This window comes from Microbacterium resistens (assembly GCF_021172025.1).
Lineage (GTDB): Bacteria > Actinomycetota > Actinomycetes > Actinomycetales > Microbacteriaceae > Microbacterium > Microbacterium resistens.
The window spans coordinates 3575611-3600578 of record NZ_CP082781.1; the positions used below are offsets into that span (position 1 = coordinate 3575611).

24 protein-coding genes are annotated in these 24968 nt (G+C 74.0%); 6 read left to right on the plus strand and 18 right to left on the minus strand.

The genetic code is table 11. From position 1 onward, the window contains the following. Positions 1 to 4: 4 nt before the first annotated feature. The gene (locus tag K8F61_RS16755) at positions 5 to 262 is read left to right on the plus strand and encodes a type II toxin-antitoxin system Phd/YefM family antitoxin (protein ID WP_231819964.1); all 258 of its coding nucleotides are present in this window, start codon (positions 5 to 7) and stop codon (positions 260 to 262) included. Further along, positions 259 to 666, plus strand: coding sequence for a type II toxin-antitoxin system VapC family toxin (locus tag K8F61_RS16760; protein WP_231819966.1), 408 nt, complete (start codon positions 259 to 261; stop codon positions 664 to 666). Before K8F61_RS16755 ends, K8F61_RS16760 begins: the two co-directional genes overlap by 4 nt. A gap of 27 nt (positions 667 to 693) precedes the next feature. Here the strand turns inward: K8F61_RS16760 and K8F61_RS16765 are convergent, their stop codons facing one another. The 3 genes from K8F61_RS16765 to purU all read right to left on the minus strand — a co-directional run bounded on the left by K8F61_RS16765 (position 694) and on the right by purU (position 2939). Further along, positions 694 to 1482: a hypothetical protein gene (locus tag K8F61_RS16765; RefSeq protein WP_231819967.1), complete on the minus strand. Its 789-nt coding sequence runs from the start codon at positions 1480 to 1482 to the stop codon at positions 694 to 696. A 56-nt stretch (positions 1483 to 1538) separates the two neighbouring features. Further along, positions 1539 to 1847, minus strand: a complete 309-nt coding sequence (locus tag K8F61_RS16770) for a hypothetical protein (protein WP_231819969.1) — start codon at positions 1845 to 1847, stop codon at positions 1539 to 1541. Positions 1848 to 2075: 228 nt separating this feature from the next. After that, on the minus strand, positions 2076 to 2939 hold the full coding sequence (purU, locus tag K8F61_RS16775) for a formyltetrahydrofolate deformylase (protein WP_067250545.1): 864 nt from the start codon (positions 2937 to 2939) through the stop codon (positions 2076 to 2078). 159 nt (positions 2940 to 3098) lie between these two features. Between purU and K8F61_RS16780 the strand changes: the two genes are divergently transcribed. Both K8F61_RS16780 and K8F61_RS16785 read left to right on the plus strand, forming a co-directional pair. Then, positions 3099 to 4298 (plus strand): cation:proton antiporter, encoded by a 1200-nt coding sequence (locus K8F61_RS16780; RefSeq protein ID WP_067250548.1) that lies wholly within the window; start codon positions 3099 to 3101, stop codon positions 4296 to 4298. Beyond that, positions 4295 to 4753, plus strand: coding sequence for a glutaminase (locus K8F61_RS16785; RefSeq protein ID WP_231819971.1), 459 nt, complete (start codon positions 4295 to 4297; stop codon positions 4751 to 4753). Before K8F61_RS16780 ends, K8F61_RS16785 begins: the two co-directional genes overlap by 4 nt. A gap of 45 nt (positions 4754 to 4798) precedes the next feature. Here K8F61_RS16785 and K8F61_RS16790 read toward each other — a convergent pair whose 3' ends face one another. From K8F61_RS16790 to K8F61_RS16800, 3 genes are read right to left on the minus strand one after another with little or no spacing between them, the layout of a single operon-like run. Further along, positions 4799 to 5527, minus strand: a complete 729-nt coding sequence (locus tag K8F61_RS16790; protein WP_231819972.1) for a glutamine amidotransferase-related protein — start codon at positions 5525 to 5527, stop codon at positions 4799 to 4801. Positions 5528 to 5584: 57 nt separating this feature from the next. Next, positions 5585 to 6319 carry a substrate-binding domain-containing protein gene (locus K8F61_RS16795; RefSeq protein WP_231819974.1) on the minus strand — a complete coding sequence of 245 codons (735 nt, stop codon included), beginning with the start codon at positions 6317 to 6319 and terminating at the stop codon, positions 5585 to 5587. A 4-nt stretch (positions 6320 to 6323) separates the two neighbouring features. Continuing rightward, positions 6324 to 7019: a helix-turn-helix transcriptional regulator gene (locus K8F61_RS16800; protein ID WP_231819975.1), complete on the minus strand. Its 696-nt coding sequence runs from the start codon at positions 7017 to 7019 to the stop codon at positions 6324 to 6326. 84 nt (positions 7020 to 7103) lie between these two features. Between K8F61_RS16800 and K8F61_RS16805 the strand changes: the two genes are divergently transcribed. After that, entirely contained in the window at positions 7104 to 7523 is a 420-nt protein-coding gene (locus K8F61_RS16805) for a hypothetical protein (RefSeq protein WP_067249407.1), read from the plus strand. 102 nt (positions 7524 to 7625) lie between these two features. On the opposite strand, the gene K8F61_RS16810 is transcribed toward K8F61_RS16805, so the two are convergent. The 11 genes from K8F61_RS16810 to K8F61_RS16860 form a co-directional block, all read right to left on the minus strand. Continuing rightward, positions 7626 to 8033, minus strand: a complete 408-nt coding sequence (locus K8F61_RS16810; protein ID WP_067249410.1) for a transferase — start codon at positions 8031 to 8033, stop codon at positions 7626 to 7628. Between the two features lie 107 nt (positions 8034 to 8140). After that, positions 8141 to 8938 (minus strand): APH(3'') family aminoglycoside O-phosphotransferase, encoded by a 798-nt coding sequence (locus K8F61_RS16815; RefSeq protein ID WP_231819977.1) that lies wholly within the window; start codon positions 8936 to 8938, stop codon positions 8141 to 8143. Positions 8939 to 8986: 48 nt separating this feature from the next. After that, positions 8987 to 9760 carry a DNA-formamidopyrimidine glycosylase family protein gene (locus tag K8F61_RS16820; protein WP_231819978.1) on the minus strand — a complete coding sequence of 258 codons (774 nt, stop codon included), beginning with the start codon at positions 9758 to 9760 and terminating at the stop codon, positions 8987 to 8989. Next, entirely contained in the window at positions 9753 to 10577 is an 825-nt protein-coding gene (locus tag K8F61_RS16825) for an EI24 domain-containing protein (protein ID WP_231819979.1), read from the minus strand. Before K8F61_RS16825 ends, K8F61_RS16820 begins: the two co-directional genes overlap by 8 nt. 34 nt (positions 10578 to 10611) lie before the next feature. Continuing rightward, on the minus strand, positions 10612 to 15435 hold the full coding sequence (locus K8F61_RS16830) for an Lhr family ATP-dependent helicase (RefSeq protein WP_231819980.1): 4824 nt from the start codon (positions 15433 to 15435) through the stop codon (positions 10612 to 10614). Positions 15436 to 15501: 66 nt separating this feature from the next. Further along, entirely contained in the window at positions 15502 to 16836 is a 1335-nt protein-coding gene (locus tag K8F61_RS16835) for a CHAT domain-containing protein (protein ID WP_231819981.1), read from the minus strand. Continuing rightward, the gene (locus tag K8F61_RS16840) at positions 16830 to 18548 is read right to left on the minus strand and encodes a tetratricopeptide repeat protein (RefSeq protein ID WP_231819982.1); all 1719 of its coding nucleotides are present in this window, start codon (positions 18546 to 18548) and stop codon (positions 16830 to 16832) included. Before K8F61_RS16840 ends, K8F61_RS16835 begins: the two co-directional genes overlap by 7 nt. Continuing rightward, the gene (locus K8F61_RS16845; RefSeq protein ID WP_231819983.1) at positions 18545 to 19696 is read right to left on the minus strand and encodes a hypothetical protein; all 1152 of its coding nucleotides are present in this window, start codon (positions 19694 to 19696) and stop codon (positions 18545 to 18547) included. Before K8F61_RS16845 ends, K8F61_RS16840 begins: the two co-directional genes overlap by 4 nt. Next, positions 19693 to 21006: a hypothetical protein gene (locus tag K8F61_RS16850; RefSeq protein ID WP_231819984.1), complete on the minus strand. Its 1314-nt coding sequence runs from the start codon at positions 21004 to 21006 to the stop codon at positions 19693 to 19695. Before K8F61_RS16850 ends, K8F61_RS16845 begins: the two co-directional genes overlap by 4 nt. 55 nt (positions 21007 to 21061) lie before the next feature. Further along, a complete protein-coding gene (locus tag K8F61_RS16855; RefSeq protein ID WP_067248683.1) occupies positions 21062 to 21244 on the minus strand; it encodes a PspC domain-containing protein in 183 nt (60 codons plus the stop codon). A 69-nt stretch (positions 21245 to 21313) separates the two neighbouring features. Next, entirely contained in the window at positions 21314 to 23011 is a 1698-nt protein-coding gene (locus tag K8F61_RS16860; RefSeq protein WP_231819985.1) for an ABC-F family ATP-binding cassette domain-containing protein, read from the minus strand. A 373-nt stretch (positions 23012 to 23384) separates the two neighbouring features. On the opposite strand from K8F61_RS16860, the gene K8F61_RS16865 reads away from it, so the two are divergent. Continuing rightward, positions 23385 to 23651, plus strand: coding sequence for a hypothetical protein (locus K8F61_RS16865; protein ID WP_231819986.1), 267 nt, complete (start codon positions 23385 to 23387; stop codon positions 23649 to 23651). A 597-nt stretch (positions 23652 to 24248) separates the two neighbouring features. Here the strand turns inward: K8F61_RS16865 and K8F61_RS16870 are convergent. Further along, complete coding sequence (locus K8F61_RS16870; RefSeq protein ID WP_231819987.1) at positions 24249 to 24914, minus strand: alpha/beta hydrolase; 666 nt, start codon at positions 24912 to 24914, stop codon at positions 24249 to 24251. Positions 24915 to 24968 lie beyond the last annotated feature (54 nt).

The following is a 24968-nucleotide window of genomic DNA, read 5'->3' on the forward strand; positions in this document are numbered from 1 at the left end:
CCTCATGTCTGCCTACAGTGTGTTGGATGCGCGGAACAACCTGTCCCGTCTCATCGCGGATGCGCGATCCGGCGCGGAGGTCGTCATCACGAACCGCGGCGTCCCCGTGGCGCAGATCACACCGATCTCGGGGGTGGATCTCGTCGGTGACGGACGCCTGATCGTGGAGTGGATCGAGAGCCATGTGAGGCCGCTCGCGTCGCAGCGCACCTCCGGTGAGATCGAGTCGCAGATCGAGGAGTCGAGAGGGGCCTGGGAGTGATCTACGTCGACTCCGGCATCCTCATCTACGCCTTGGAGGACGATGGTGTTCGGGGCGCCGCCGCACGACGGGCGCTCGCCGGCGCGGAGACCAGGCTCGCCACGAGCCCGCTGGCGCTCGCCGAGTGTCTCATCGGGCCGTTGCGCTCCGACGATCTGGTACGACGCGACCGGCACCTGCAGCTCTACGACCGTTTCGTCACGATTCCGCTCGACGGCGACGCCTTCGTCCGTACAGCGGAGCTCCGTGCCCGGTTCGGGCTACGGACCCCGGACGCCCTCCACCTCGCGGCCGCGCAGATTGCCGACTGCGAGGCGCTCTGGACGAACGACCGACGGCTGGCAGCGGCGTCACACGGTCTCGCGGTGGACGTGATCGGCGCACGGGATCAGCCTCTGCCCTGAGCGGGCGTCAATGCCTCGCGCAGGCGGTCATCTCGGCTCGGTGCTTCTCGGAGACGCGCAAAGATGACGGAAGGCGCGCGTGTCGTCGTCGAATCCATCATCATCCGTGCTGGCCGCGAGGAGGGGGAAGAACTCGACCATCGCGGCCGGTAGCGTCCGCTGCCAGTCGCGGATCTCGTCGGTGACCTCGCGCAAGGCGATGCGAAGCACGGGGACGCCCGTCGCGGAGGTCCCGTCGAGGTGCGTTGTGATCCGCCATGCGTCGGCACGGCGGTACAGTTCGTTACGTACGACGTCGAGTTGACGGCGAGTCCACTCGACCTGGACGAGCGTTAGCTGCGCACCGTACGCGCGCTCCAGCGGCGCTCGGGCCGCCTCGATGTCGTGCGCGGCGACGATGACCCGCCACGATCCGTCCTCGGCACGAAGATACCGACGGCTCAGGATGGAGCCGTCGCGGAGCATCTCCTCCTCCCACCGAGCGTGCTCCGTCGTCGCGCGGGGGCGCCCGAAGACGGAGGTCGCACCGGGCGCCACCGCCGGGTGGTGGGTGAACACGTCGACGACGTTCTCGGTGCGGGTCTCAGAGACGCGGAGAGACTCCCCGTCCCTGCGGCCGCGAACGGCGACGAGCCTTCCGGGGCCCGTAGGCGGGGCGCTCCCGGTCAATCGGATGCCGGCCTCGCGGGCGACCGGGGCGGGGAAGACTTCCGCGGCGTTTTCGACAGGAACCACCCGGGGGACGAGCCACGGTGCTCCGCCGTCGCTCACCGTGACCCCGATGGCGGTCATGCGCTCGTCCGGTGCGGGCGTCATCTTTCCTCCTCGTCGTGCGCAGAACGGGTACTCTCCGTGAACTCGTTCGCTGCGAGTCAGATGCCGTAGTAGATGTACAACCAGTGACGCCCATTGGAGGCGGCGGATTCAGTGCAGTAGGAGTCCACGTGATACGGGTAGTTCACTGCATAATTGACGCGGTAGGACTCGCACGTCGGGTAGCTCTTGAAGTCGTCTCGCAGGACATGCCAGACGCCCAGGGGAGCGACGACGGATTCACTTGCTTTGAGTGCAGGCAAGGAAGAACCCGTGGTCGAGGCGGACGCTGCCACAGCGCCGCCGACAGTGAACGCCATGGCGAGGGTCAGTCCGGCTGCTACGCGACGGACGATGGGTATCTTCATGGGAGTCTCCTTTGACGCTCTAGAGAGATGTGACGGTTCCGGACTGTTCCGTCGTCGTGGTGACGGTCAGGTTGCCACCATGGGTTGTCGTGGGTCAATGCGCTCACCGATGAAACATTGGTATGACGCCGCAACGGACGTCTTCGCATGGCTGGCCGCAGGGCTTCCCGGCTGATCCGCTTCGAATCGGATCGCAGAACGGCCTGTCGTCGCACCCCGGGGGTCGCGCTAGAGGATGACCGTCGAGCGGCCGTGCACGATGACCCGGTCCTCGGCGTGCCAGCGCACCGCGCGGGCGAGGACGAGGCGCTCCACATCGGCGCCGCGCTGCTGCAGCTCCGCGGCCGACTCCGCGTGGGTGACGCGCGTGACGTCCTGCTCGATGATCGGCCCCTCGTCGAGATCGGCCGTCGCGTAGTGCGCGGTCGCGCCGATGAGCTTGACGCCGCGCTCCTTCGCCCGCGCGTACGGGTTGGCGCCGATGAACGCCGGCAGGAAGGAGTGATGGATGTTGATGACCGGGGCGCCGAGGCGCTCGATGAAGTCGTCCGTGAGGATCTGCATGTAGCGGGCGAGCACGACGAGGTCGACGTTCCCCTGCAGCAGCTCGAGCTGACGCCGCTCCATCTCCGCCTTGCCCTCGGGCCCCGGGGCGCCGGGGATGTGCACGAACGGCACGCCGAACGACCGGACCGCCTCCGCGAGATCGGGGTGGTTCGAGACGACCATCGTGACGTCGATGTCGAGCTGGCCGCGCTGCGTGCGCCACAGCAGCTCCAGCAGGCAGTGGTCGTACTTCGAGACGAAGATCGCCACGCGCTTGCGCCGTGACGCGTCGTGCAGCGACCACTCCATGCCGAACCGCTCCGCGACCGCTGCCAGCGACGCCTCCAGGGCCGGCCGGGCGGCGGCGAGGCCCTCGAGATGGAGCACCGTGCGCTGGAAGAAGCGACCGCCCTCCGCGTCGGTGGAGTGCTGGTCGAGGGAGATGATGTTGGCGCCGTGCTCGGCGAGCACGCCGGCGACGGCGGCGACGATGCCGGGCTGGTCGTCGCAGGCGATCAGCAGGCGTGCGGTGTCGGGCTGGGCCATGGTGCTCCTCGGAGGCCTCGCGGGGGGTGTGGATCGATTCTGCCGTTCCCCGCCCCGGGAGGCGAATCCTGGGCGTCACGCGGGTGACTCGGGCGCACATGTCGTGTCCGGCGGAGAACCGGGCCGGGCGGCGGGACGCGGTGTCGCTAACCTGAGTCCGTGACGCCCAGCGAAGCAGGCCTCGTCCTGATCCCCGCCCTCGCGGTGCTCGCTCCCCTGCTCGCCCGCGCGGTCCGCCCGGCGGTGCGCGTGCCGATCGTCGTGTTCGAGCTGCTGCTGGGGATCCTCGTCGGCCCGGCGGCGCTGGGGTGGGTCCAGCCGCACGTCGTCACCGACACGCTGGCGGACTTCGGCCTGGCGATGCTGTTCTTCGTGGCCGGGGCCGAGATCGACGTCCGAGGGATCGGCACCCGCTCGCTCGGACGAGCCTCGCTCGGGTGGATCCTGAGCCTCGCCGGAGGGATCGCGGCGGGCCTGCTCCTCGCCCCCGGAGACGGCGCCGTGGTGATCGCGATCGCACTGAGCTCGACGGCCCTCGGCACCCTGATGCCGATCCTCCGCGACGCCGGTGAGCTCGGCACACCGTTCGGCCACGCCGTGTCCGCCATCGGCGCGGTCGGCGAGTTCCTCCCTCTCGTGGCGATCTCGCTGTTCCTGAGCGCGCGCACCACGGTCGTGTCGGCGCTCGTGCTGCTCGCGTTCGTCGTCATCGCGGCGTTGGCGATCGCCCTCGCCCACCGCACGCCGCACGGGCGTCTGCACGCCGTCATCCGGGCGACGCTGCACACCTCGGACCAGTTCGGGGTGCGGTTCGTGCTGCTCCTCATCGCCGCGCTCGTGGCCCTCAGCGTCGTCCTCGACCTCGACATGCTGCTCGGGGCCTTCGTCGCCGGAGCCGTGTGGCGGATCATCATGGCGCGCGCCCCGGAGGCGGACGCGGCCGCGGTCGAGAGCAAGATCGAGGCCGTGGCGTTCGGCTTCCTGGTGCCGATCTTCTTCCTCATGACCGGCGTGCGCTTCGACCTGGGCGCGCTGCTCGCGGCTCCGGCGATGCTGCTGCTCGTCCCCGTCTTCCTCGTCCTCCTGCTCGTGCTGCGCGGCGGCGCGGCGCAGCTGTCCGCACCGGCGGGCTCGTCCGGGCGGGACCGGATCGGCCTCGGGCTGCTCGGCGCCACGGGTCTGCCGATCATCGTCGCCGTGACCGCGATCGGCGTCGACCAGGGCATGCTCGGCTCCGGGACGGCGGCGGCGCTGGTGGGCGCCGGGATGCTGTCGGTGCTCCTGTTCCCGGTGATCGCGATGCAGGTGCGCGGCGAGCGGCTGCCGTCGCGGCCGACCGTGCCCCCGGGGGAGCTGTGACGGTCGCGGCGCTGCTGGCCGACGCCCGCGCGCGCCTGGCAGGGCTCCCCCAGGAGGGGCTGGGGGTGGAGAAGACCTCGCGCTGGCGTGCGCCGCGGATCGTGCGGGCCGGATCCGCCTGGCACGTCGGGGTGCTGCTGCTCACCGCGGACGAGGTGTTCGCCACCGCCGAGGTGCTGCGGGCCGCCGAGGAGGTGCGGCGCGGGTACGCCGCCGAGTCGGCGCGCGCCCGGGCCGAGCGGCGGGCCCAGGCGGTGCGCGGCGGGTTCGCGCCCGGTGAGGTCGTGTACGTGGGCTGGACGGCGATCGACGTCTCCGCGGTGGAGGCGGGCGGATCCTCCGGCCCCCTGGCGATGCGGGACGGCGTGCCCTCGGTACGATGGTCCGCCGCGGGCGGATACATGCCGCTGGCCGCCTACCTGGACGAGCGGATCGCCCTGCTCCTGGGCGGATAGCGCCGGGACCGGGTGCCCCGATGTCGGCCTCCGGACCGGCGGCGCTCAGCGACCGAGCGCGATATCGGCGAACCGGCCGAGGATCCGGGCGGGCTCGGTCACCGCGGAACGGAGCACCGCCTCCTGGACGGTTTCGAAGGCTGCCGGATCGAAGTAGCCGGTCGTCCGGTAGAACGTCATCCGGTCAGCGAAGTCCCGCGGCGACGGCTCCGGATGGAACTGCGTCGCCCAGAGGCGGTCGCCCACGCGGTACGCCTGGACGGGGCAGGCGTCGTTCGCGGCGAGCAGGACGGCGCCGGGCGGAGCCTCGCGCGAGCCCTCCTTGTGGGCGGTGAAGGCGGTGAACGCCGGGGCGGACGGTCCGAACAGCGGATCGGCGGCGGCCGCGGGCGTCGTTCGCACCTCCGCGGCGCTGGCCTCCTCCGGGTGGTCGGTCGTGACCGTCCCCCCGAGCAGGCGCGTCACGACGCCGATGCCGAAGCACGTGAAGAAGGCAGGCGGACCGCCGTCGATCGCGCGCTGCGCGATCCGCTCCAGGTCCGCCTCCAGCCGGCGCTGAGTGTCGGACTTGGCAGCGTCGGTCGCGTTGAACGGGGAGCCGCCGATCACGAATCCGGCGTACCGCTCGCCGGCGTCGTCGGGGAGCGGGGTGGTCACGAGGTCGATGCGGTCCAGCTCGTCGGGACGGACGCCGAGAGCGACGCGGAAGGATGCGCGCTCCGCCGTCGCCGCGTCCAGCTCGGGGCGGACGCCCACATAGAGGAGCGAGGCCACCCCGAGATTCTAGGCGAGCGACGCCGTCCCGCTGAATCCGTGCGCCCCAGGGGGGGCTCAGCGGGAGGAGTTCTCCGTGCGGCCGCGGACGATGCCGACGAAGGTCTCGACGTCCGGCGTCGTCGCATCCTGCCTCCACGCCAGGAGCACCGGGGCGACGGGGCCGTCGACGAGGACGCGGTGGTCGACGGCCTTGCGGTGATGGAGCCGGGCCAGGGACATCGGCATGACGGCGATGCCGACGCCCGCGGCGACCGTCGCGACGGCGTCCGCCACGGTGTCCAGCGGACCGGATGCCGCATCGGCCGTGGGCAGGTCCAGAGGGCCGAGCACGTCCTCGCGGGTGGTGAGCAGCACCTCGCCGCGCAGGTCGTCCGCCGTGAGCTCGTCGGCCGCGAGCAGGTGCGAGTCTGCGGAGGCGACCACGACGGGCAGCTCCTCGTACAGCGGGATGGCGTGCAGACCGGTGCGCTCGAGCGGCTCGCGGACCAGGGCGATGTCCACCCATCCGCTCAGAACGGCATCGCGTTGTGTGGCGACGGGGATCTCGACGAGCTCGAGCGCCACGTGCGGCATGCGGCGCTTCCACGTGTCGATCCATCGCCCCGGCATCGCCCCGGGAACGGCGCCGAGCCGAAAGGTCCGCGGCTGCTCGGGCGGGGCCGGGCGCGCGGCGCGGGACGGGGCGGCCCGCTTCCCCTGGCTTCCGACGCCGGCCCGGGATCGTCCCGCCGCGGCGGGACGCGGGCTCCCGGTGCGGGGGCGGCGGCCTCCGGCGCCCTTCCTCTTCATGCCTTCAGCGTACCGGGGCGGCGGAGGCGGTCACGGTGACGCAGCAGCGCCCCTCGTGCGGGGCGAGGCGGGCGTCGAGGCCCGTGCACCGGGCCCCGTCGATCATGCCTTCGACGAACGCCTGGTTCATCCCGCACACGAGGGCGGTGTGCGTGCGTGCCAGCGCGTCGAACGGACAGTTGGCGAGGACGATCTCGTCGCCCTCCGTCCGCGGCTCGTAGCCCATCGCGCGGAGCGCCTGCCGCAGACGATGCTCGTCCTGCGCCGTGCCCGGGTCGGCCTCGGATGCGGCCGCGCCCGCGATCCGGCCCTCTTCGCGGGCGACGTCGCGGACGGCGTCGTCGAGCGGTGCTGTGCCGTCGGCGTCCTCGATCGCCCGCGCGAGGATGTGTCCGGCGAGGTCGAAACGGCGCGGCGGCAGGGAGACGGCGATGGTGTCGGCGGCGCGACGGTAGAGCTTGGCGGGGCGCCCGGCACCGGGGCCGCTCCGCCCGCTCAACCGGCGGAACTCGACCTCGAGCAGGCCGAGGTCCACGAGCTTGTCGAGGTGGAACCGCGCGATGTGATCGGCGACGCCGGCCGCCTCCGCGGCCGCCTCGCGCCCGGAGGGATCCGGGCGACCGGTGACGTACTCGTAGAGCGCTCGCCGGGTCGGGTCGGCCAGGGCGCCGATGCCGGCGGCGTGGTCCTCGATGCTCATCTCGTCCTCGATCTCGCAGGGGTCTTGTGCTCAGCGTCTCACATCTCTATTTTACAAACAAACACTATTTAGAAAGGAGGCGACATGAGCACCATGACCGAGACCCGTCTTCCGTTGACGCAGGACGGCAACCGGCAGGCGTTCCTGCTGCTGCGGACGGTCTTCACGGTGGCGCCGATCCTGTTCGGGCTGGACAAGTTCGTCCGGGTGCTGACGCCCGACTGGGAGCGCTATCTGGCTCCCTGGATGGACGCCCTCATCCCGGGGGACGCGCGGACCGCGATGGCCATCGTGGGCGTGATCGAGATCGTCGCGGGGATCGTCGTCGCCGTGTGGCCGCGATGGGGCGGCTACCTCGTCGCCGCGTGGCTCGCCGGCATCATCGTGAGCCTCGTCAGCGTCGGCGGCTATCTCGACATCGCACTGCGCGACTTCGGGCTGCTCATCGGCGCGCTCGCGCTGGCGAGCCTCGCCGCCGCACAACGACGCACGCGCTCACGCTGAGCGCACCGCGCGCAGCGGCGAGAGCGGGATCGCGGGGGGAGCGGTCCCGCTCTCGCTCATGCCGGCGCGGCGGGCGCGGGCGCCGACGTGCTCCTCAGGCGCTCAGGCCGCCAGCCAGAGTCCCTTCCGGTCGGTCATGATCCTCATGCCCGCCGCGACGGTCTCGTCGTCGCCGATCTTCGCTCCGCGCGCGATCCTGGCACCCGCCCCGATGTCGGTGCGCACGCCGATGCTCGCCCCGTCGCCGACAGTGGCGCCTGCGCCGATGTGCGCGTGCGCGTCGATCCGCGCGTCCACGCCGATCACGGCGTCGGGCTCGATCCATGCGCCGCGGGCCACCCGGGCCCCGGCCCCGACCTTCGCGCCCGGTTCGACATAGGCACCCGCCTCCACGTGCGCGAGCGGATGCACCTTCGCGCCGTGCGCGACGAGTCCTCGACCGTTGGCGTGCTTGCGGTAGCGCAGGGTGCCGCCCTGGTCGTCCTCGATGTCGACGTAGTTCTTGCCCACGAAAACCTCCCGTGTCCGGGCTTTCCCCCGGATATATGGACAACGGCGGAGGGGCGTGATTCATTCCCGTGCATCGGATCCGATGCGGGGGCGTCCACGGCGCGGCCTCACCCCCAGGTCAGGGGGTCCAGCCGGAGGTAGAAGGCCGCTGCGGCCAGGTCCGGATCCGTGATCCCGAGCGTCGCGAACAGGATCGCGTCCGCCTCCTCCGCCTGCGCGGCGGAGGACCAGTTCTCGGCCGCGTTGGCCCGCAGGAGCGCCAGGTCGGCGTACCGATCCGCGCGACCCAGCCGGCCCAGATCGATCATCCCGTTGCACCGCAGGGTCTCGGGATCCACGAGGAGGTTCGGCAGGCACGGATCCCCGTGGCACACGACCTCCTCGTGCGCCTCGAGGGACAGTCGCCGCGCGAGCTCCCGTTCCACGCGGGCCAGCAGCTCCGGGGCCGGAGTGCCGCGGTCTTCGTCCGGGAGGAAGTCGGGATCGACGGCGCCCCGTCCGACGACGTCCTGAGCGCGCGCGAACATCCGCTCCAGGCCTCTGTCGAAGGGACACGTCGCGGCGTCCAGCGCGTGCAGGGCCGCGAGGCACTGGGCGATCGAGGGCCACGCGGCCAGGAGATCCTTCCCAGCGAGCTCGGAGGCCGGCACGCCGGGGATCGCGGTCATGACGAGGCAGGCGCCGTCCGCGCCCTCCCGCCAGTCCCGAGGCTCCGGAGCGGCGATTCCGCGACCGGCGAGCCATTCCAGGCGATCCCGCTCGGCGGCGAGGTCGGCGACGCGATCGGTCTCCGCGATCTTGGCGAAGACGGCCCCGTCGGCGCGGCGGAGGACGCGGTCGCCGGACTCGCCGGTCGTGATCGGGATCCACTCGTCGCGCGGATCCACCAGTGCTTCGGTGTTCATGTGGTCGACTCCTCCGGTGCGGCGGGCGCGGTCAAGGCTCCGCCTGCCTCATCGCTGACAGGTCGGGCACCAGAAGAGGATCCGCTCCTCCGTCGGGCTCGCGCCGAGCTCGCCCGTCTCGATCGGGGTCCCGCATCTCCGGCACGGGCGCCGGGCTCGGCCGTACACCCAGGTCGTCTGTCCGCGCCGGTCGATCCCGGTGAAGGTGCGGTCGACCCGGTCGATGTTCGCGCGGATGGTCCGAGCCCCGAGCGCCACCAGGGCAGCGGCATCCACGTCCGGCGCCGGCGTCGTCGGCCGCACGCCGCGGAGGAACAGCAGCTCGGCGGCGTACTCGTTGCCGAACCCGGCGACGTTGCGCTGGTCCAGGAGCGCGACGTGGATCGGCCGGACATCGGCGTGGATCCGGCGGGCCGCCTCGGCGGGGTCCCAGTCCGGACCGAGCGGGTCGGGCCCGAGGTGCCCGACGAGGGCGGCCTCCTCGCGGGTGGGGACCAAGGCGAGCATGGACACGTCGAAGCCCACGGCCTCCGCCTCTGCGGTGCCGACGACCGCGCGGGCGCGGAACGCCGGCGCGCGCCACCGCTCGCCCGGACGATACAGGTGCCAGGCGCCGTCCATGCGCAGGTGCGAGCGCAGGGTCATCCCGCCCGCGTGCATCAGGAGGTGCTTGCCCCGCGCCGTGACGTCGGCGATGCTCTCGCCGCGCAGGTCGGCCGTCGCGAGCTCCGGCACGCGCAGGTCGAAGCGCGTGATGACCCCTCCGCGCAGAGCACGGTCGAGCCGCCGCGCGACGCGGAAGACGGTGTCTCCCTCAGGCATCCGACGATCCGCCGGGCAGAGCGGCGCCCCGATCCTGCGTCCCGCCGAGGGGCGGTCGGGAGGCCGCGGCGGCCTCGGGCGCCGGGAGGGGCGTGCGTTCCAGGAGATCCCGGGCGAGCATGGTCGCACCGGCGACCGCCGCAGGCATGACGATCACCGCCCCGAGCGGGACGAGGAAGCACAGCTGCGTCGCGACGCCGAAGCCCAGCGTCCGTGCCCGGCCGCTGCGCAGGATCGCGGTGCGCTGCGGGCCGTCGAGCTCCCGGGCGTCGAACGCGCGGCCGGTGAGCTCCCGGGCGAGGACCCGACCGGTCAGCACGACGCCGAGCACGGCGCCGACCACGCCGCCGACGACCGGGATGAGCCCGACGAGCAGGACGACGAGGCCGGTCAGCGCCCCCACGAGCACGAGGCGGACGCCCTCGCCCACCGTCGTCCAGAAGGAGCCCTCGCCCTCCGGCGGCGCGCCCCGCTCGTGCTCCACCGCCCGCCAGATGCGCTGGTAGAACGGATCGCCGATGATCAGCGCGAGCGCGGTGAAGACGGCCGCGGCCAGCGCCAGCGCGGCCACGAACACGACCGTGCCGACGGCGATCCGCAGCGCCGTGCGCCATCCGGGGATCCACCCGTCGGCGAACGGGGTGAGCGCGTCGGCGAGGGGGCCCAGGGACAGGGCGAGCGGGATCAGCGCGGCCAGCAGCACCGCCGCGGCGATCACGGCGGGGAGCAGGCCCAGCGCCATCAGGCCCGGACGGCGACGCCACAGCCCGAACCCGCGCAGCAGGGTCGCGACCCCGGCACCGAACTCACCGATCACGTTCCCACCCTAGGCTGCGCCACGGATCGGGGCATCAGACGGCCTTGCGGAGGGTGAACCCGCGCGGCGTGGCCACGAACCCGGCCTCCTGCAGCACCCGGCCGAGAGCGGAGCCGAGCTCGGTGCCGTACATGCTCTGACCGTTCACCTTCTCCACGGTCAGCGTGTCGAGGCGGCGGGCCCGTGCGGTCGCCGCGAGATCGGCGGCGGCGGCGCGCAGCGTGTCGGGGTCCTCGTCGAACGCCAGCACCGTGCGTCCGCCCCGCTCCAGATAGAGCACGAGGGATCCGTCGACGAGGACGACCACGGCGCCGGCCTTGCGGCCGGGGCGATGCGACACCTCGTCGAGGCGTGGCCAGGCGAGCGCGGCACCGTAGGGGTTCGCCGGATCCGTCGCGGCGAGCGTGACCGCCGAGCGGGGCGGCGGATCGGCGAGGCCGGCGAAGGTGCGCAGTCGATCGACCGTGGTCGAGGCGGCGAACTGGGCGGCGCCGAGGTGTTCGATCACGTATCCGCGGCGGCAGTGCCCGGCCTCCTCGAACCCCGCGAGGACCCGGTAGGCCTGCGCGAAGCCGCCCGGGACTCCCTCCGCCTGCACCGATCCCCGCGTGACGACGCCGTAGCGGTCCAGGAGCAGCCCCGCGGTCACGGTGGCCCGCCGGGACGGGTCGGTCTCCCGCTCCGGCAGCAGCGACCAGCGCCCGCCGGCCGTCGTGGGGCGGGCGGACGAAGGGCGCGCCAGGGAGACGCCGCGGAACGTGCGGGCACGAGGAGCACGGCGCGTCACCCGGTGCGCCTGGGATCCGCCGGACAGCAGGGCGCGGATGGGCGCGAACGTGTCGCCGGTCACCTCGCCGGCCCAGACCAGGTTCCACAGTGCTTCGAGCACGGCCTGCTCGCTCGTGGCCTCGGCGGCCTCGCGCAACTGCGCGGGGAAGAAGGCGCCGCGCCCCGTGAGCACGGACCGCAGCCGGAGCTCGAGCGGGTCCGCGGCGTCCTCCTCCACCGGGCTCAGCGCGGGCTCGTCCGCGTCGGGGAGCGTGAACGGCGCGAGGTCGGCCGGATGCAGCGAGACCCAGCCGTCCCGACCGGGCAGGGCGCCGTGCCCGGACCACACGACTTCGCCGGAGGACAGCAGTTCGTCCAGCATCGCCGGGCTGTAGTCGCGCACGCGCTGGGGGAGGACCAGCGACTCCCAGGCGCTCGCCGGGATCGGCACGCCGGCGAGCTGCTCGACCACCGTGGCGACGCCGTCGACCCCCTCGAGCGGACGCGACAGGTGCTGCCACTGCGGCAGGAATCGGGCGAACGCCTCGGGGGCGACGGGCTCGACGCTGCCGCGGATCGCGGCGAGCGAGCGCATCCGCAGCCTCCGCAGCACCTCGGCGTCGCACCACTCCCCGTCCTCGGAACCGGATGCGGTCGGCGGGAGGAAGTACCCGCTCGCCACCCGCCCGTCGCCCTCCAGTCGCTGCAGCGCGTGCCGGACGACGGCGGCGCCGAGCCCGAAGCGGCTCGCCGGAGCGGACGCGGGGAACGGCGCGTGGGTGCGGGCGTAGCGGGCGAGCAGGTCGCCCAGCGGGTCCGCGACCGGTTCGAGGAAGGCGACCGGGATCCCGACCGGCAAGGGCACGCCGAGCGCGTCGCGGAGTCTTCCGGCGTCCTCGATGGCGGCCACCCGCGGCACGCCGCCGACCGTGACCTCGATCGCCCGCCGGGCCGCCACCAGCGCGGCCAGGTGCGCGGCCGCCTCGGCCTCCGTCGCGTGCGGGGGAGCGTCGGGGGCGAACTGGGCGCGTTTCGTCTCGGTGCTTCGCTCCTCGCTCAACGACCGGGAGGGGACGGCGAGGGACGCCGGCTCCGCGCTGTGCTCCTCATCCCGTGTCCGCGGGGCCTCCGCGGGCTCCAGGCGCAGCGCGACCTCGGCGGCGTCGAGCGGCCCGAGCACGCGCAACAGGTCCGCGACGCCCTCCACACCGCGCGCACGGCGGCTCGGGTCGAGCCGTTGCACCTCGCGCTCGAACTGCGTCATCACGTCCGGGTCGAGGAGCTCCCGCATCTCGACCGTGCCCAGCAGCTCGCCGAGCAGAGCGGGATCCACCGACAGTGCCGCGGCCCGTCGCTCGGCGAGCGGCGAGTCGCCCTCGTACATGAACGCGCCGACGTAGCCGAACAGCAGGTCGCGGGCGAAGGGGGACGGCTGGGCCGTCTGGGTCTCGACCAGCCGGATCCGTCGATCGGCGATGGCCGTCGCGAGCCGCCGCAGCGACGGCAGGTCGTACACGTCCTGCAGCACCTCGCGCAGGGTCTCCAGGATGATCGGGAACGTGGGGTGCTTGCGCGCGACCTCCAACAGCTGCGCCGACCGCTGCCGCTGCTGCCACAGCGGGGTGCGGCGGGTGGGGTTCATCCGCGGCATGAGCAGGGCGCGGGCCGCGCACTCCCGGAACCGGGAGGCGAACAGCGCGGAGCCGCCCACCTCGTCCGTGACGATCCGCTCGAGCTCCTCCGGCTCGAACACGAACAGCTCGGCGCCGGGGGGATCGGTCTCCGCGTCGGGGATCCGGACGATGATCCCGTCGTCGCTCGCGACCGCCGATCCCTCCACGCCCAGGCGCTCCCGGACCCGTGCGTTGACGGCGAGGGCCCACGGCGCGTGCACCGTCTGCCCGTAGGGGGAGTGCAGGATCAGCCGCCAGTCACCGATCTCGTCCCTGCTGCGCTCGACCGTGAGCGTCCGGTCCGTCGGGAGGGCCCCTGTCGCCTCGCGCTGCTCGTGCAGATGGGCGAGCAGGTTGGCCTGCGCGCGGTCGTCGAGCCCGGCGGCGCTCAGACGCTCCCTCGCCTCGTCCGGCGTGGCGGCGGAGACCTCGCGCGTGAACCTCCCCAGCGCCTCGCCGAGCTCATACGGGCGCCCCAGACCGTCGCCGTGCCAGAACGGCACCCGTCCCGGTTGTCCGAACGCGGGGATCACGTTCACCCGGTCGTGCGTGATCTCGGCGATCCGCCAGCTCGTGGTGCCCAGCGTGAAGACGTCGCCCACCCGCGACTCGTAGACCATCTCCTCGTCGAGCTCGCCGACCCGGGCGCCGGTGGTCTCTCCGGCCACGAAGACGCCGAACAGGCCACGATCCGGAATCGTGCCCCCGCTCGTGACCGCGATGCGCTGCGCGCCGGGTCGCCCGGTGAGCGTCCCGGCGTCCCGGTCCCACACCAGGCGGGGGCGCAGCTCGGCGAACTCGTCGGACGGGAACCTGCCGGCCAGCAGATCCAGCGTGGCCTCGTACGCGGATCGGGGGAGGGACGCGAAGGGGGCGCTGCGGCGCACGGTGTCGAACCACTGCTCGACGTCGATGGGATCCAGAGCGCAGGCCGCGACGGTCTGCTGGGCGAGGATGTCGAGCGGGTTGCGCGGCACGGCGATGGCCTCGATCTGCCCGGCGAGCATGCGCTCGGTCACGATCGCCGTGTGCAGCACGTCCCCTCGGTGCTTGGGGAAGAGGGACGCGCGGCTGATCTCGCCGACCTGGTGGCCCGCGCGGCCCACGCGCTGGAGGCCGGATGCGGCGGACGGCGGCGCCTCGACCTGGATCACGAGGTCCACGGCGCCCATGTCGATGCCGAGCTCCAGGCTGCTCGTGGCGACGACGCACCGCAGGATCCCCGCCTTCAGCTCCTCCTCGACGACGGCGCGCTGCTCCTTCGAGACGGATCCGTGGTGCGCCTTGGCGAGGACCGCCTCGGCACCGGCGGTCGAACCCGACTGGGCGGGACTGGCGGCCGGGACGGCGGCGTCGGGCAGGTCCAGGCCGAGTCGCTCGGAGTAGATCTCGTTCAGCCGCCCCGTGAGGCGCTCGGCCAGCCGCCGGGAGTTCGCGAACACGATCGTGGAGCTGTTCTGGAGGATCCGGTCGACGATCGCCTCCTCGACATGCGGCCAGACGGAACCGGTGACCTCGGTGTTCTCGGCGAACCCCGTCGATCCGTCGTCCGCGCCCGCCGGATCGGGGGCGCCGGGCGGCGGGGGCGGGTTGAGCATGTCGTCGATGGGGACGACGACGTCCAGGTCGAACGTCTTCGAGGCCCGCGGCGCCACGATCTCCACCGGCTGGGAGCCCCCCAGGAAACGGGCCACCTCGTCGATCGGGCGGACGGTGGCGGACAGCCCGATCCGCTGGACGGGCGACTCCGCGCCGTGCCCGCGGCGCAGCGCGTCCAGGCGTTCCAGGGAGACGGCCAGGTGCGCGCCCCGCTTGGTCGCCGCCACGGCGTGCACCTCGTCGATGATCACCGTGTGGACGTCGCGGAGGGTGTCGCCCGCACGGCTGGTGAGCATGAGGTAGAGGGACTCGGGCGTCGTGATGAGGATGTCGGGCGGATCGGTCTGGAGCTTGCGGCGGTCCGCCGAGGACGTGTCCCCGGAGCGCACGCCCACGGTCACCGCGGGGGCGGGCACCCCCAGTCGCCGGGCGGCCTGGCCGATGCCGATGAGCGGCGAGCGGAGATTGCGCTCGACGTCGACCCCCAGCGCCTTCAGTGGCGAGATGTAGAGGACGCGGGTGCGCGAGACGCCCTCGGCCGGGGTCGTCGTGCGCCGTCCGCGCCGCCGGGGCGCGGTCTCCTCCGGATCGGGTTCCGCTCCCGCGGTCTCCGTCCGCTCCCGGAACACCCGGTCGATCGCCCAGAGGAAGGCGGAGAGCGTCTTTCCCGATCCTGTCGGGGCGACGACCAGGGCGTTCCTCCCCGCCGAGATCGCCTCCCAGGCTCCGGCCTGGGCCGGGGTGGGCGCGGTGAACGCCCCGCGGAACCAGTCCTGGGTCGCGGGGGTGAATCGGTCGAGGACGTCGGTCGCACCCACCCGTCCATCATCCCGGCTGCCGCCGACATCCGGACCCGTCGCATCCCGATGGAGGCGCGGCGGGGGTCAGGCGGGCGTCGGCGGCGGGGACCAGGTCGTCGTGAACGCGCCCCAGAGGAGGGGGCTGAAGCGGCGGTCCCCGGTCTCGGTCCAGCGGAGCCGCTGCGCGCGCTGCCACGCCGTCAGGGTCGCGACCGGATCCTCCGCGTCGTGCGCCGCGTCGACGGCCAGCACCGCCTCGGCCAGCATCCCCTCGGCGTCGTCCCCCAGACCCGGGACGAAACGGCGCAGGCCCGCGTCGGTCGGCAGGGTCCACCGGGTCGCCGTGACGTACTCGGCGCCGCGGTGGGCGAAGGCGGCGACGAGCCCGGTCGGCTCGGCGTAGCGCAGGTCCCCGCCGGAGTCACAGGCGACCAGCGCGACGCGGTTCGGAGCGGTGAGGGGACCCATCGTCGAGGTGCCGAGGGCGATGTCGGCCGCGGAGAGCGGGCGGTGCTGCCCGAGCGTCCCCGCCGAGCCGGGCGTGGTCGCCGGGTCGGACAGGTGCATGCGCGCGTCGAGCGCGTGCGTCGAGGCGGTGACGTGGCCGACGTACAGCAGCCGGGAGGCGCCCTGCAGCTCGAGCGCCAGTCGCTCCCGGGTGATGTCGTCACGGCGGATGCGGCTGTGCGGATCGTCGCCCGCGGGGGGATGCCGTCGCGCGGCGTGCTCCCGCATGCGCACGGCCAGCGGGGCGTCGTCCGCCACCGGACCCAGCACGCTGCCCAGCTCGCTCGTCGCCGGGAAGCCGGGGACGACCGGATCCACGACCGCGACGACGGGCGCCTCCGGGTCCCAGGGCGCGACGGCCCGGGAGGGATCGTTGCGGAGGGTGGCGGGAAGCAGCGCCGAGACGTCGACCATGTCGATCGTCCGCTCGTCCCCGGAGGTCGCGAGCATCTCCCACGGCACCTGCGCGGTCGAGGGGGAGGACTGCACCCGCAGGCGGGGGCGTCGGCCGGCGTGCTCGAGCGCGTTCAGCTCCAGCCCCAGCCAGGCCGGGATCAGCGCGGCGGTCAGCGCGGCGGCCAGCGAGCGCTCACGCTCCCGGTCCAGGAGCTCGCCGGTCGAGAGCGCGCGGCGCAGGGCGTCCGTGCCCCCTTCCCCGGCGAGGGGCGTCGGCAGCGCCCAGGCCAGCCGACCGAGGACCGGGGCGATCTCCGCCCGGGGGAGGACGGTCATGCGCGGCGAGTCGAGCTGGTGGTCCCACACCCAGCTCACGTAGAGGTCGTCCGCGTCCACGTACCGGACACGGGCGGTGGGCCGTCGGTCGCCGAGATCGACGAGGACCTCGCGTCCGTCCGTCCGGGCCCCCAGGGCCGGCGGGCCGAGCAGGCGCATCTCCCGCCAGTTCTTCACCATGCCGCCACCACCGTGTCCGCGCGCACCCGCACGCCGTACTCGGCTTCGGCACGGACGATCCACTCGTCCAGGGCGGCTCCCGTCCCGGGTGCGCGGCGCACCCGCGGCGGCAGGGCGAACCGCGGGACCGAAGCGGAGCCGGACCCTCCCCACAGGCCGGAGGCGGCGGCGGGGAGCAGGGCGGCGTCCGGGTCCGCGCGCTCCGCGGCCGGATCCGACGGGATCAGGTCGTCGCGCCGGAACGGATCGAACAGCGGCGCGATCCCGGGCGTCTCGGTCGTGCCGGTCGGGACCGCCTCGGACTGCAGGGTCGCGGAGGCCGCGGCGTTCTCGACGAGGTCGAACATCAGCTCGGCCTCCCGGAGCACCCCCGCCAGACGGAACGCGAGCTCGCGCGCCGGGGCGGTCACGGCCAGCCCCCACCGCTCGCGCACCGGTCCGGGCGGGAAGTCCTCCCGCAACGCCTCCGTCGCGAGCAGCACCGGCACGGCGATCTCCAGGGCGGTGCGCAGGCGCTGCATCCGTCGTCCCGGCAGCGGCGTCACCGACGCCCACTCGGCGTACGCCTCGGCGCGCCGGAGGTCCACGCGGCAGCGCTCGTGCACCGCACGGGCGAGACCCCGTGCCGCGAGGTACGACTCCTGCGCCTCCGCGTGCTTCAGGAGGGCGGACTGGGCGTCGCCGAGGAACCCGTACGCCTCGCGCAGCTCGTGCACGGAGCCGAGCGCGGTGAGCTCCTCGATGAGCCCGCGGAGGATCTTCAGCCCCTGCGCCGTGCGCCGGGTCTGCAGCAGGACCGATGCCAGGCCGGTCCTGCTCGCCGCGAGCCGGGTGACGAGCCCGGCCTCGCGGGCCAGGTCCGCGGCCTCGGAGAAGAGCTCCTGCGCCTGCTCGACCCGACCGTCCTGCAGCGCCGATCGGGCGAGGTTCTCGACCGCGAGCTGCCGGGTCGCAGCGTCGCCCTGCTCGCCCTGCATCTGTGCGGCCAGGCGCAGGTACTCCTCGGCGCGCGGGTCCCCGGTGCGCTGGGCGATGACCCCGAGGTTCGTGTACGCGTGCGCGGCGAGGGAGGGCTCGAACGCCATCGCCGCCTCGATCGTGCGGTGCGCCTCGGCCTCCGCCTCGGCGAGGCGTCCGACGAGGATGAGGATCCCCGTGCGGATGTTGTGCGTGGACAGGGTCAGCAGGTCCCGCTGATCCAGTTCCTCGCCCGCGGCCTCGATCTCCGCGGCCGCCACGTCGAGCGCGGCGAGCGCCTCGTCGTTGCGATCCAGCGCATGCAGGACCTGCACGCGCGAGAGCCGGCCGTTGAGCTGCACGGTGCGGGTCGCCCGCTCGTCGCCGATCTCCGCGAGCGCGGCCTCGGCGGTGGCGATGCCCTCGTCGGTGAGGGCCAGCGCCTCGGCGAGCCGTCCCTGCCATTCGCGCACGGCGGCGAGGTTCAGGATCGCCCGGGCCCGCAGGTCGCGGGCCTCGCCGTCGATTCCGCGGCCGTCGTATCCGGGGGCCTCGGTGGCCGCGAGGACCTCCTGCAGAAGCTGCTCCCCGCGGGCGAGGTCTCCGCGCTGCATGCTGCGCGCCCCGTCGTTGTTGCGGTCGCGGTACGGTCGCCAGCGTGCGGTCGCCGGGATCCTTCCGCGGACCGCGGACGGATCCTCGCCGGGTCCGAACGGATCCGGTGCCCCCTCGGCGGCCGGCGACCGGTCCGTCACGCGGTCGCCTCCGGGGCGTCCTCCGCGGAGAGGGCTCGCTCGGCGAGGGACCACGGGTCGGCGACGCGCGCGGCGGCGAAACGGAGCACGGCGTCGCGGACCTCCGCCGGCTCGGGGTCGAGCGGGACCGGCGTCATCCGCTCGTCCCAGATCCGGAGAGTCCGTCGCGCGACCGGGAGGATGAGCGTCTCGACGCTGACCGGCACCTCACCGGCGAAGCGCTCGCCGTCGTGGCGCAGGACGACCTCGACGCCCCGCGGTGGGGAGTGCCTCGGGTCGGGCCCGAAGCGGGCGCGGAACGGGCCGGCCTCGCCGCCGGCCACCGCGTCGGCCTCGATGCGGAGGGTGTGGGTGCCCGCCTCCGCCAGGATCGCCCAGCGGGCGTCCGCATCGGCGTGCAGGGTCTGCGCCGGGACGGCGGCCCAGGGGACCGCCGCCGTGCCGGACGCGACGGCACGGCCCGCGGCGCCCGTCGCGCCTCCGGCGGCGAGCGCCCAGTCGTCGCGGGCCCGCGGGGCCGATCCGGCGGACGCGACGACCGGCGTCGGCGCAGAGGCGGCCTCGAGGTCCACGCCGTAGTCCTCGGCGAGCCCGACGAGGGTACGGGCGAGTGCGTCGGACTCGGCGGAAACGGGCGAGGGGGCGGCGGCGAGGGCGGCCAGGGCGGCGCGGCCGTCCGCGAGAGCGCGGACGACCGCGTCCTCGTCGTCCAGCAGATGCTCCAGGCCCGCGGTGAGCAGGATCCGTTCGGCGTCGATGAGGCCGGCGGAGAGGGGCGGCAACGCGAGGCCCGCCGGCCACCAGGAGCGTGCCCAGGACAGGTGCGCCCAGCGTCGGAGCTCGGCGCGCAGCGGCCCCTCATCGGCGGGGAGCGTGCGGGGGGAGTCCGCCGGCGTGACGGAGCGCACGGCCTCGGCGACCTCGTCCCCGTAGACGTCGGCGAGCCATTCCTGCGCGATCCCCGGGTGGAGCACGAGCGCGGTCGGGGTCGCCGACCCGTCGATGCGCCAGCGCAGCAGTGCGCCGCGCCCTTCGACGAGGGCGGTCGCCGACGGGGGCGCGGGCGGGAGGACGGACCCGTCCGCCCCGTCCTCGTGGGCGGAGATCCGGATGCCGCCGTCCTCGGTCGGCGTCAGCAGAAGAGTCATGCGGCTCCCGGGAGGTCCCGGCCGAGCGCGGCCTTCACGCGGTGGCGCTGGTCCATGATCACCGAGCGCAGCACGCCGTCCAGCAGGTCCCAGACCTCGTCGGCGGCGGGTGGGCGCCCCCGCAGCTCCCGCCCGTGGACGCGGACCCAGAGCCGCCGCAGATACGCGCGGCGGGCGTCGCGCACGTCGTCGCGGAGGGACTCCGGCACACCGCTGGCATCCCCGGGGAGCCGCAGCACGCGGCGCACGTACGCCTCCCGCGACCAGCGCCCGTGCAGAAGACGGACGCCGCGCGCCGGGCGCGGGGAGGCGGAGGGGCCCAGCGCCTGTCCGGACTCGCGTCCGAGCATCATGACGACCCTGCTGCGCTCGTCGGCGAGCTGCCAGGGCGCCGCCGAGCGCGCGATCTCGTCGGCGAGCAGGTCTGCCGCATCGCTCAGGAGCTCATGCGGGGATCCGGACGACAGCGCGGCGAAGAGCCGCTCGAAGACCGAGCGGTCGAAGGGGAGCGGCAGATCGCGTTTCGTCGCGGTGCCGCCGAGCCGGGGCACGGGGATCGTCTCGTGGGCGGTCAAGCCGAGATCGCGCGCCGCGCCCGGGTCGGCGTGGCCCGCGGCCGAGGCCGTGCCGGAGGCGGTGGCGACGAGCGCGGTGAACGAGGCGTCGGCGTCGTCCGGGTCCTCTACGCAGACATCGAGGAACCGCTGCGCCAGGGCGTCGGCGTCCGGCGTGGGGGAGGGCAGGGGCGCGGTGGCCGCCCAGGCGTCGGCGAGCGCCGCGTCGAGGACCGCACGCTCGGCGTCGTCCTCGAGCAGTGCGCGGATGCGCGTCAGCAGCGAACCGCCCGTCTCCTGCTGCACCTCGGCGACGGTGCTCGCGGCGATCGCGGCCGCGTCCGGGCCGGGCATCCCCGTCGATCGGGCCAGCTCGAAACAGCGCTGGAAGTAAAGGTCCTGCGGGTTGCCCTCGGTCACGCCGAGCGCCCGCCGGGCGCGCTTGAGCTCGGGGAACCAGGCGGCCGTCGCGGCGAGATCGTCCCGCGCGCCGTGGATGCGTGCGGTCAGCTCCGACGCTGCCGTCGGATCCAGGGCGGATCCGGCGAGGTGCGGGTTCTGCACGGGCCGGATCACCAGCGGGTCGAGGATGAGCTTCACGGTGCGCGCGAGCGGCCGGCCGGCGGGGTTGCTCAGGGCCTCCACGTCCGCGCCGAGGGCTGCCCAGGCCTCCGTGATCACCGTCGTGCGGGCGCGTCGTCCCGTCCCGGACCCGGCGACGGGGTCTGCGGCCGCGGGCGGTGAGGAAGTGCGCACGGTCCCACCCTAGCCATCACGCCCCGGGCGGGACCGAAGCCGTGATCGAGAGGGATCAGCGCTCGGCCGGGATGAGGATCCACAGCACGATGTACACCCAGAGGGGCAGCCCGGCGAACACCATGGCGAGCACGGTGAGGATGCGCACGACGGTGGGGGACCACCCGAAGCGGGTCGCGACGGCGGCGCACACGCCCGCGAGCACGCGGCCGCGGCGGGGGCGGATGAGATCGTTCATGCTCTCATCCTCCCGCCGCGACCGCGCCGCGTCACGGGGGCTGGCCCGACTCTTCGAGGAGAGCTGGCCCTACCCCGCCGGGCGGGCGTCCCGGACGAGGAACCCGTCCTGGGGATCCAGCTCCAGGCGCAGATCCAGCTCCAGCCGATCGAGGAACACGTCGTCGTGGCTGACGACGAGCACCGCGCCGCGGTAGGCCCGCAGCGCCTCCACCACCTGGTCGACCGTGTCCAGGTCGAGGTTGTTGGTGGGCTCGTCGAGCACGACGAGATGCGGTGCCGGGTCGGCCAGCAGGACCGTCGCGAGGGCGACCCGGAACCGCTCGCCCCCGGAGAGGCTGGCGACCGGTCGGTCGACCGCTCCGCCGCGGATGAGGAACCGCGCCAGTCGGTTGCGCAGCTCCTTCTCCGGGATCTCCGGGGCCCGCGCGCCCACGTTGGCGAGGACCGACGCGTGCTCGTCGAGCCCGTCGATCCGCTGCGGCAGGTACCCGATCCGGTCCGTGTGCGCCTCCGCCCGCCATGCGGCGCGCAGGTCCGCCGGCGTCGCCGCGTCGTCCTCCGCGGCGCGGGCGGGCGCGGCGTCCTCCGCATCCTCGGGGGCTGCCGGGCGCGCGTCGGCGGAGGCGACCAGCCGTCGCAGCAGCGTCGTCTTGCCGACGCCGTTGCGCCCGACCAGCGCGACCCGCTCCGGCCCCTGGACGACCCACGATCGCTCGCCGTCGCCGAGCGTCGCGATCCGGCGGGTGCGGGACACCAGCGGATCGGGCAGCTCGATCTTCATCGTGGCGTCGTCGCGGATGCGCCGACCGGCCTCGTCGAGGGCCTGCCGGGCCTCCGCCTCCTTCGCCTGCACCTCCCCGCGGAGCCTTCCCGCCGAGACCTGGGCTGCCATCTTTCGGCCGTGGGCGACGATCTTCGGCACGCGCTTCTCCAGCTCCGCCTTTCGGGCGGTGCGGGACCGGTGCGCGAGCTTGGTCTCCGCCTCGATCCGCTGCCTCTTCTCCTTGCGGAGGGCCTGGGCCGCGTCGCGCTCGTCCTGCTTCGCGGACTCCTGCTCCGCGTCCAGCCAGGCGCGCCAGGCGGAGTACGGGCCGCCGAACACGCTCAGCGTGTGGGCGTACAGCTCGGCGGTGTCGTCCATCAGCTCCAGGAGCGCGACGTCGTGGCTGACCACGATGAGCGCCCCGCGCCAGGAGCGCACCATGTCGCCGAGACGGGCGCGCGCGTCGCGGTCGAGGTTGTTCGTCGGCTCGTCGAGCAGCGTGATCGGCGCCCGACGGGCCCGGATCCCCGCGATCGCGACGAGGACGGCCTCGCCGCCGGAGAGCTCCCCGACCGTCCGGTCCAGGAACGAGGGGTCGAGGCCGGCTTCGGCCAGGGACGCGGTGGCCCGCGCCTCCACGTCCCAGTCGTCGCCGACCGCGTCGAAGTGGGCGGGGTCGACGTCGCCGGACGTGATGGCGCGGACGGCGTCGAGCGCCTCGGCCACGCCGAGCAGCTCGGCGACGCGGGCGTGCGTGTCGAGGGTGAGGCGCTGCGGGAGGTACGCGACGTCGCCGCCGGTCGTGATCCGGCCGGCGGTCGGCGTCTCCTCCCCGGCGATGAGGCGAAGCAGCGTGGACTTGCCCGAGCCGTTGCGCCCGACGAGGCCGGTACGGCCTGCGCCGAACGCGCCGGAGACGGCGTCGAGGGCGGTGGTGCCGTCCGGCCACGTGAAGCTGACGCGGTCGAGGACGACGGAGGAATGGTTGAGGGGTGTTGACATGAGCGGCTCCCGGGGGTGTGCGGGGGCGCTGATCCCGGTGGCTCCCGAGGCCTCCGGACGGAGACGGGCGCCGTGCGGACCGGTGCCCGGCGGCGAGGCCGGCGGCGGGCGGATCCCTGCTCGTCGAGCGGCTCCGGAAGGGGCGGCTCAGAACGGCAGGCGGCCGGTGGCGGGAAGGATCGTCGGATCAGCGCGTGGACAGGACGCGGAGACGACGATTCAGATCAAGGGACTTCCAGACACGGCGGACAGGACGCTCGACTGTACCGCGGTCGTCGCTTCCGTGCAACCCGGGCGTGTCGCCCGCCGCGAGGCGGACCGGGTCCGCCGTGCGGGGGATGCCGGGGCGGCCGGCGCTGCGTACCGTGGAGGCATGACAGACGACCGGATGAGTCCGCACGAGGCGCGCCAGCGCATGAGCTGGGGCCTGGGCATGGCGCTCGGGATCGCGATCGGGACGGCCCTGGGTGCGGGCTTGGGCAATCCCGGTCTGGGGATCGCGATCGGTCTCGCCGTCGGTGTGGCCGTCGCGGTCGCCTTCGCGGCGGCCGGTCGCCGTGGCGCCGGACGCCAGGATGGTTCCCCCGACGCGGACGATTCCCCCGACGCGGACGGCTCCTCGGACCTCCCTGGCCGCTGAGCGCCCGTTCCATCCGGCTCCGGTCGCCCCTTTCCGGTCGTTGAGCGAGGAGCGCAGCGACGAGTCGAAACGTGGTGGCGGTTCTCGGTCGTTGAGCGAGGAGCGCAGCGACGAGACGAAACGCGGTGGCGGTCCCGCGGTGTGAGGGCGGTCCGCTGCGCGATGGCCTCGTCCGTCGCGCAGTCCCCCGCCGTCCTTCGGTCGGCTCCCGCCAGGCCCGATGCCAGCGCGTCGGACGAGGCCATCGCTCCGCTCGGCTCCGGGGTGACTCCTCTTCCGGTCGTTGAGCGAGGAGTGCAGCGACGAGTCGAAACGCGCTGCCTCGGTCCGCGGTGTGGGTGAGGCCGCTGCGCGATGGCCTCGTCCGTCGCGCGGTCCCCCGCCGTCCTTCGGTCGGCTCCCGCCAGGCCCGATGCCAGCGCGTCGGACGAGGCCATCGCTCCGCTCATCTCCGGGTGCCCCTTTCCGGTCGTTGAGCGAGGAGCGCAGCGACGAGACGAAACGTGGTGACCCGGGGGCGGGGCGTTTCGACTCGCTCCGCTCGCTCAACGACCGGGGGCGGGAGCGCAGCGACGACGCGAAACGCGGTGGACCGCCTCAGGAAACGGGGGTCAGGCCGTCGATCCAGCGCGTGAGGAAGGTGTGGACGTCGGCGAGCTCCTGCTCGGAGACCGAGTGGGTCAGACCCGGATAGACGCGGCCGGTCAGCTCGGCGTGGTCCGGGAGCCACTGCGCGGTGTGCTCCACGAGGACCGGCGGAATCACGTCGTCGTGCGTGCCGCGCCCCCAGAACACCGGGGTGCGATCCGCGCGGAGCTCGTCGTCCCGTGGCAGGTCGCCGGGTGTGGCATAGCCGGAGAGGTTGACGACGGCGCCGATGCGCTCGGGCGCCAGCCGCAGCGCCTGCAGGGCGACGGACGCCCCCTGGGAGAATCCGAGCAGGGCGACCGGGGCGGTGGTCCCGGCGGCCTGTCCCTCGTCGTCGAGCCACTCCAGCACGGATGCGGCAGCGCGCGTCACCGAGGAGGCGTCGCGGCGCTCCAGCTCCTCGATCGGGTACCAGGACCGCCCCGGCAGGGGCCACGGCGCCGCGAACGGCGCGGGCAGCGACACCACGGCGAGCGGCTCGGGCAGGAACGACGCCAGTGCGAGCAGGTCCCTCTCGTCCGAGCCGTACCCGTGCAGGAGGACGAGGAGCGGCGCGTCGCCGGGCCTGCCCGCGCGGCGCACCGCGGAGCGGTCGATGACGGGGGTCGCGGTCATGGGTCCATCCTGCCAGCGTCCCCCGTGCGCGCCCCGATCGGTCGTGGGCCCGGC

Bases quoted from the DNA above. Each gene is read 5' to 3' on its own strand.
- K8F61_RS16805 (WP_067249407.1), top strand. From the start codon at position 7,104: ATGAGCACCATGACCGAGACCCGTCTTCCGTTGACGCAGGACGGCAAC.
- K8F61_RS16865 (WP_231819986.1), top strand. From the start codon at position 23,385: ATGACAGACGACCGGATGAGTCCGCACGAGGCGCGCCAGCGCATGAGC.
- purU (WP_067250545.1), bottom strand. From the start codon at position 2,939: ATGGCCCAGCCCGACACCGCACGCCTGCTGATCGCCTGCGACGACCAG.
- K8F61_RS16795 (WP_231819974.1), bottom strand. From the start codon at position 6,319: ATGAAGAGGAAGGGCGCCGGAGGCCGCCGCCCCCGCACCGGGAGCCCG.
- K8F61_RS16800 (WP_231819975.1), bottom strand. From the start codon at position 7,019: ATGAGCATCGAGGACCACGCCGCCGGCATCGGCGCCCTGGCCGACCCG.
- K8F61_RS16765 (WP_231819967.1), bottom strand. From the start codon at position 1,482: ATGACGCCCGCACCGGACGAGCGCATGACCGCCATCGGGGTCACGGTG.
- K8F61_RS16860 (WP_231819985.1), bottom strand. From the start codon at position 23,011: ATGTCAACACCCCTCAACCATTCCTCCGTCGTCCTCGACCGCGTCAGC.
- K8F61_RS16870 (WP_231819987.1), bottom strand. From the start codon at position 24,914: ATGACCGCGACCCCCGTCATCGACCGCTCCGCGGTGCGCCGCGCGGGC.
- K8F61_RS16815 (WP_231819977.1), bottom strand. From the start codon at position 8,938: ATGAACACCGAAGCACTGGTGGATCCGCGCGACGAGTGGATCCCGATC.
- K8F61_RS16855 (WP_067248683.1), bottom strand. From the start codon at position 21,244: ATGAACGATCTCATCCGCCCCCGCCGCGGCCGCGTGCTCGCGGGCGTG.
- K8F61_RS16845 (WP_231819983.1), bottom strand. From the start codon at position 19,696: ATGACTCTTCTGCTGACGCCGACCGAGGACGGCGGCATCCGGATCTCC.
- K8F61_RS16770 (WP_231819969.1), bottom strand. From the start codon at position 1,847: ATGAAGATACCCATCGTCCGTCGCGTAGCAGCCGGACTGACCCTCGCC.
- K8F61_RS16820 (WP_231819978.1), bottom strand. From the start codon at position 9,760: ATGCCTGAGGGAGACACCGTCTTCCGCGTCGCGCGGCGGCTCGACCGT.
- K8F61_RS16835 (WP_231819981.1), bottom strand. From the start codon at position 16,836: ATGGTGAAGAACTGGCGGGAGATGCGCCTGCTCGGCCCGCCGGCCCTG.
- K8F61_RS16755 (WP_231819964.1), top strand. From the start codon at position 5: ATGTCTGCCTACAGTGTGTTGGATGCGCGGAACAACCTGTCCCGTCTC.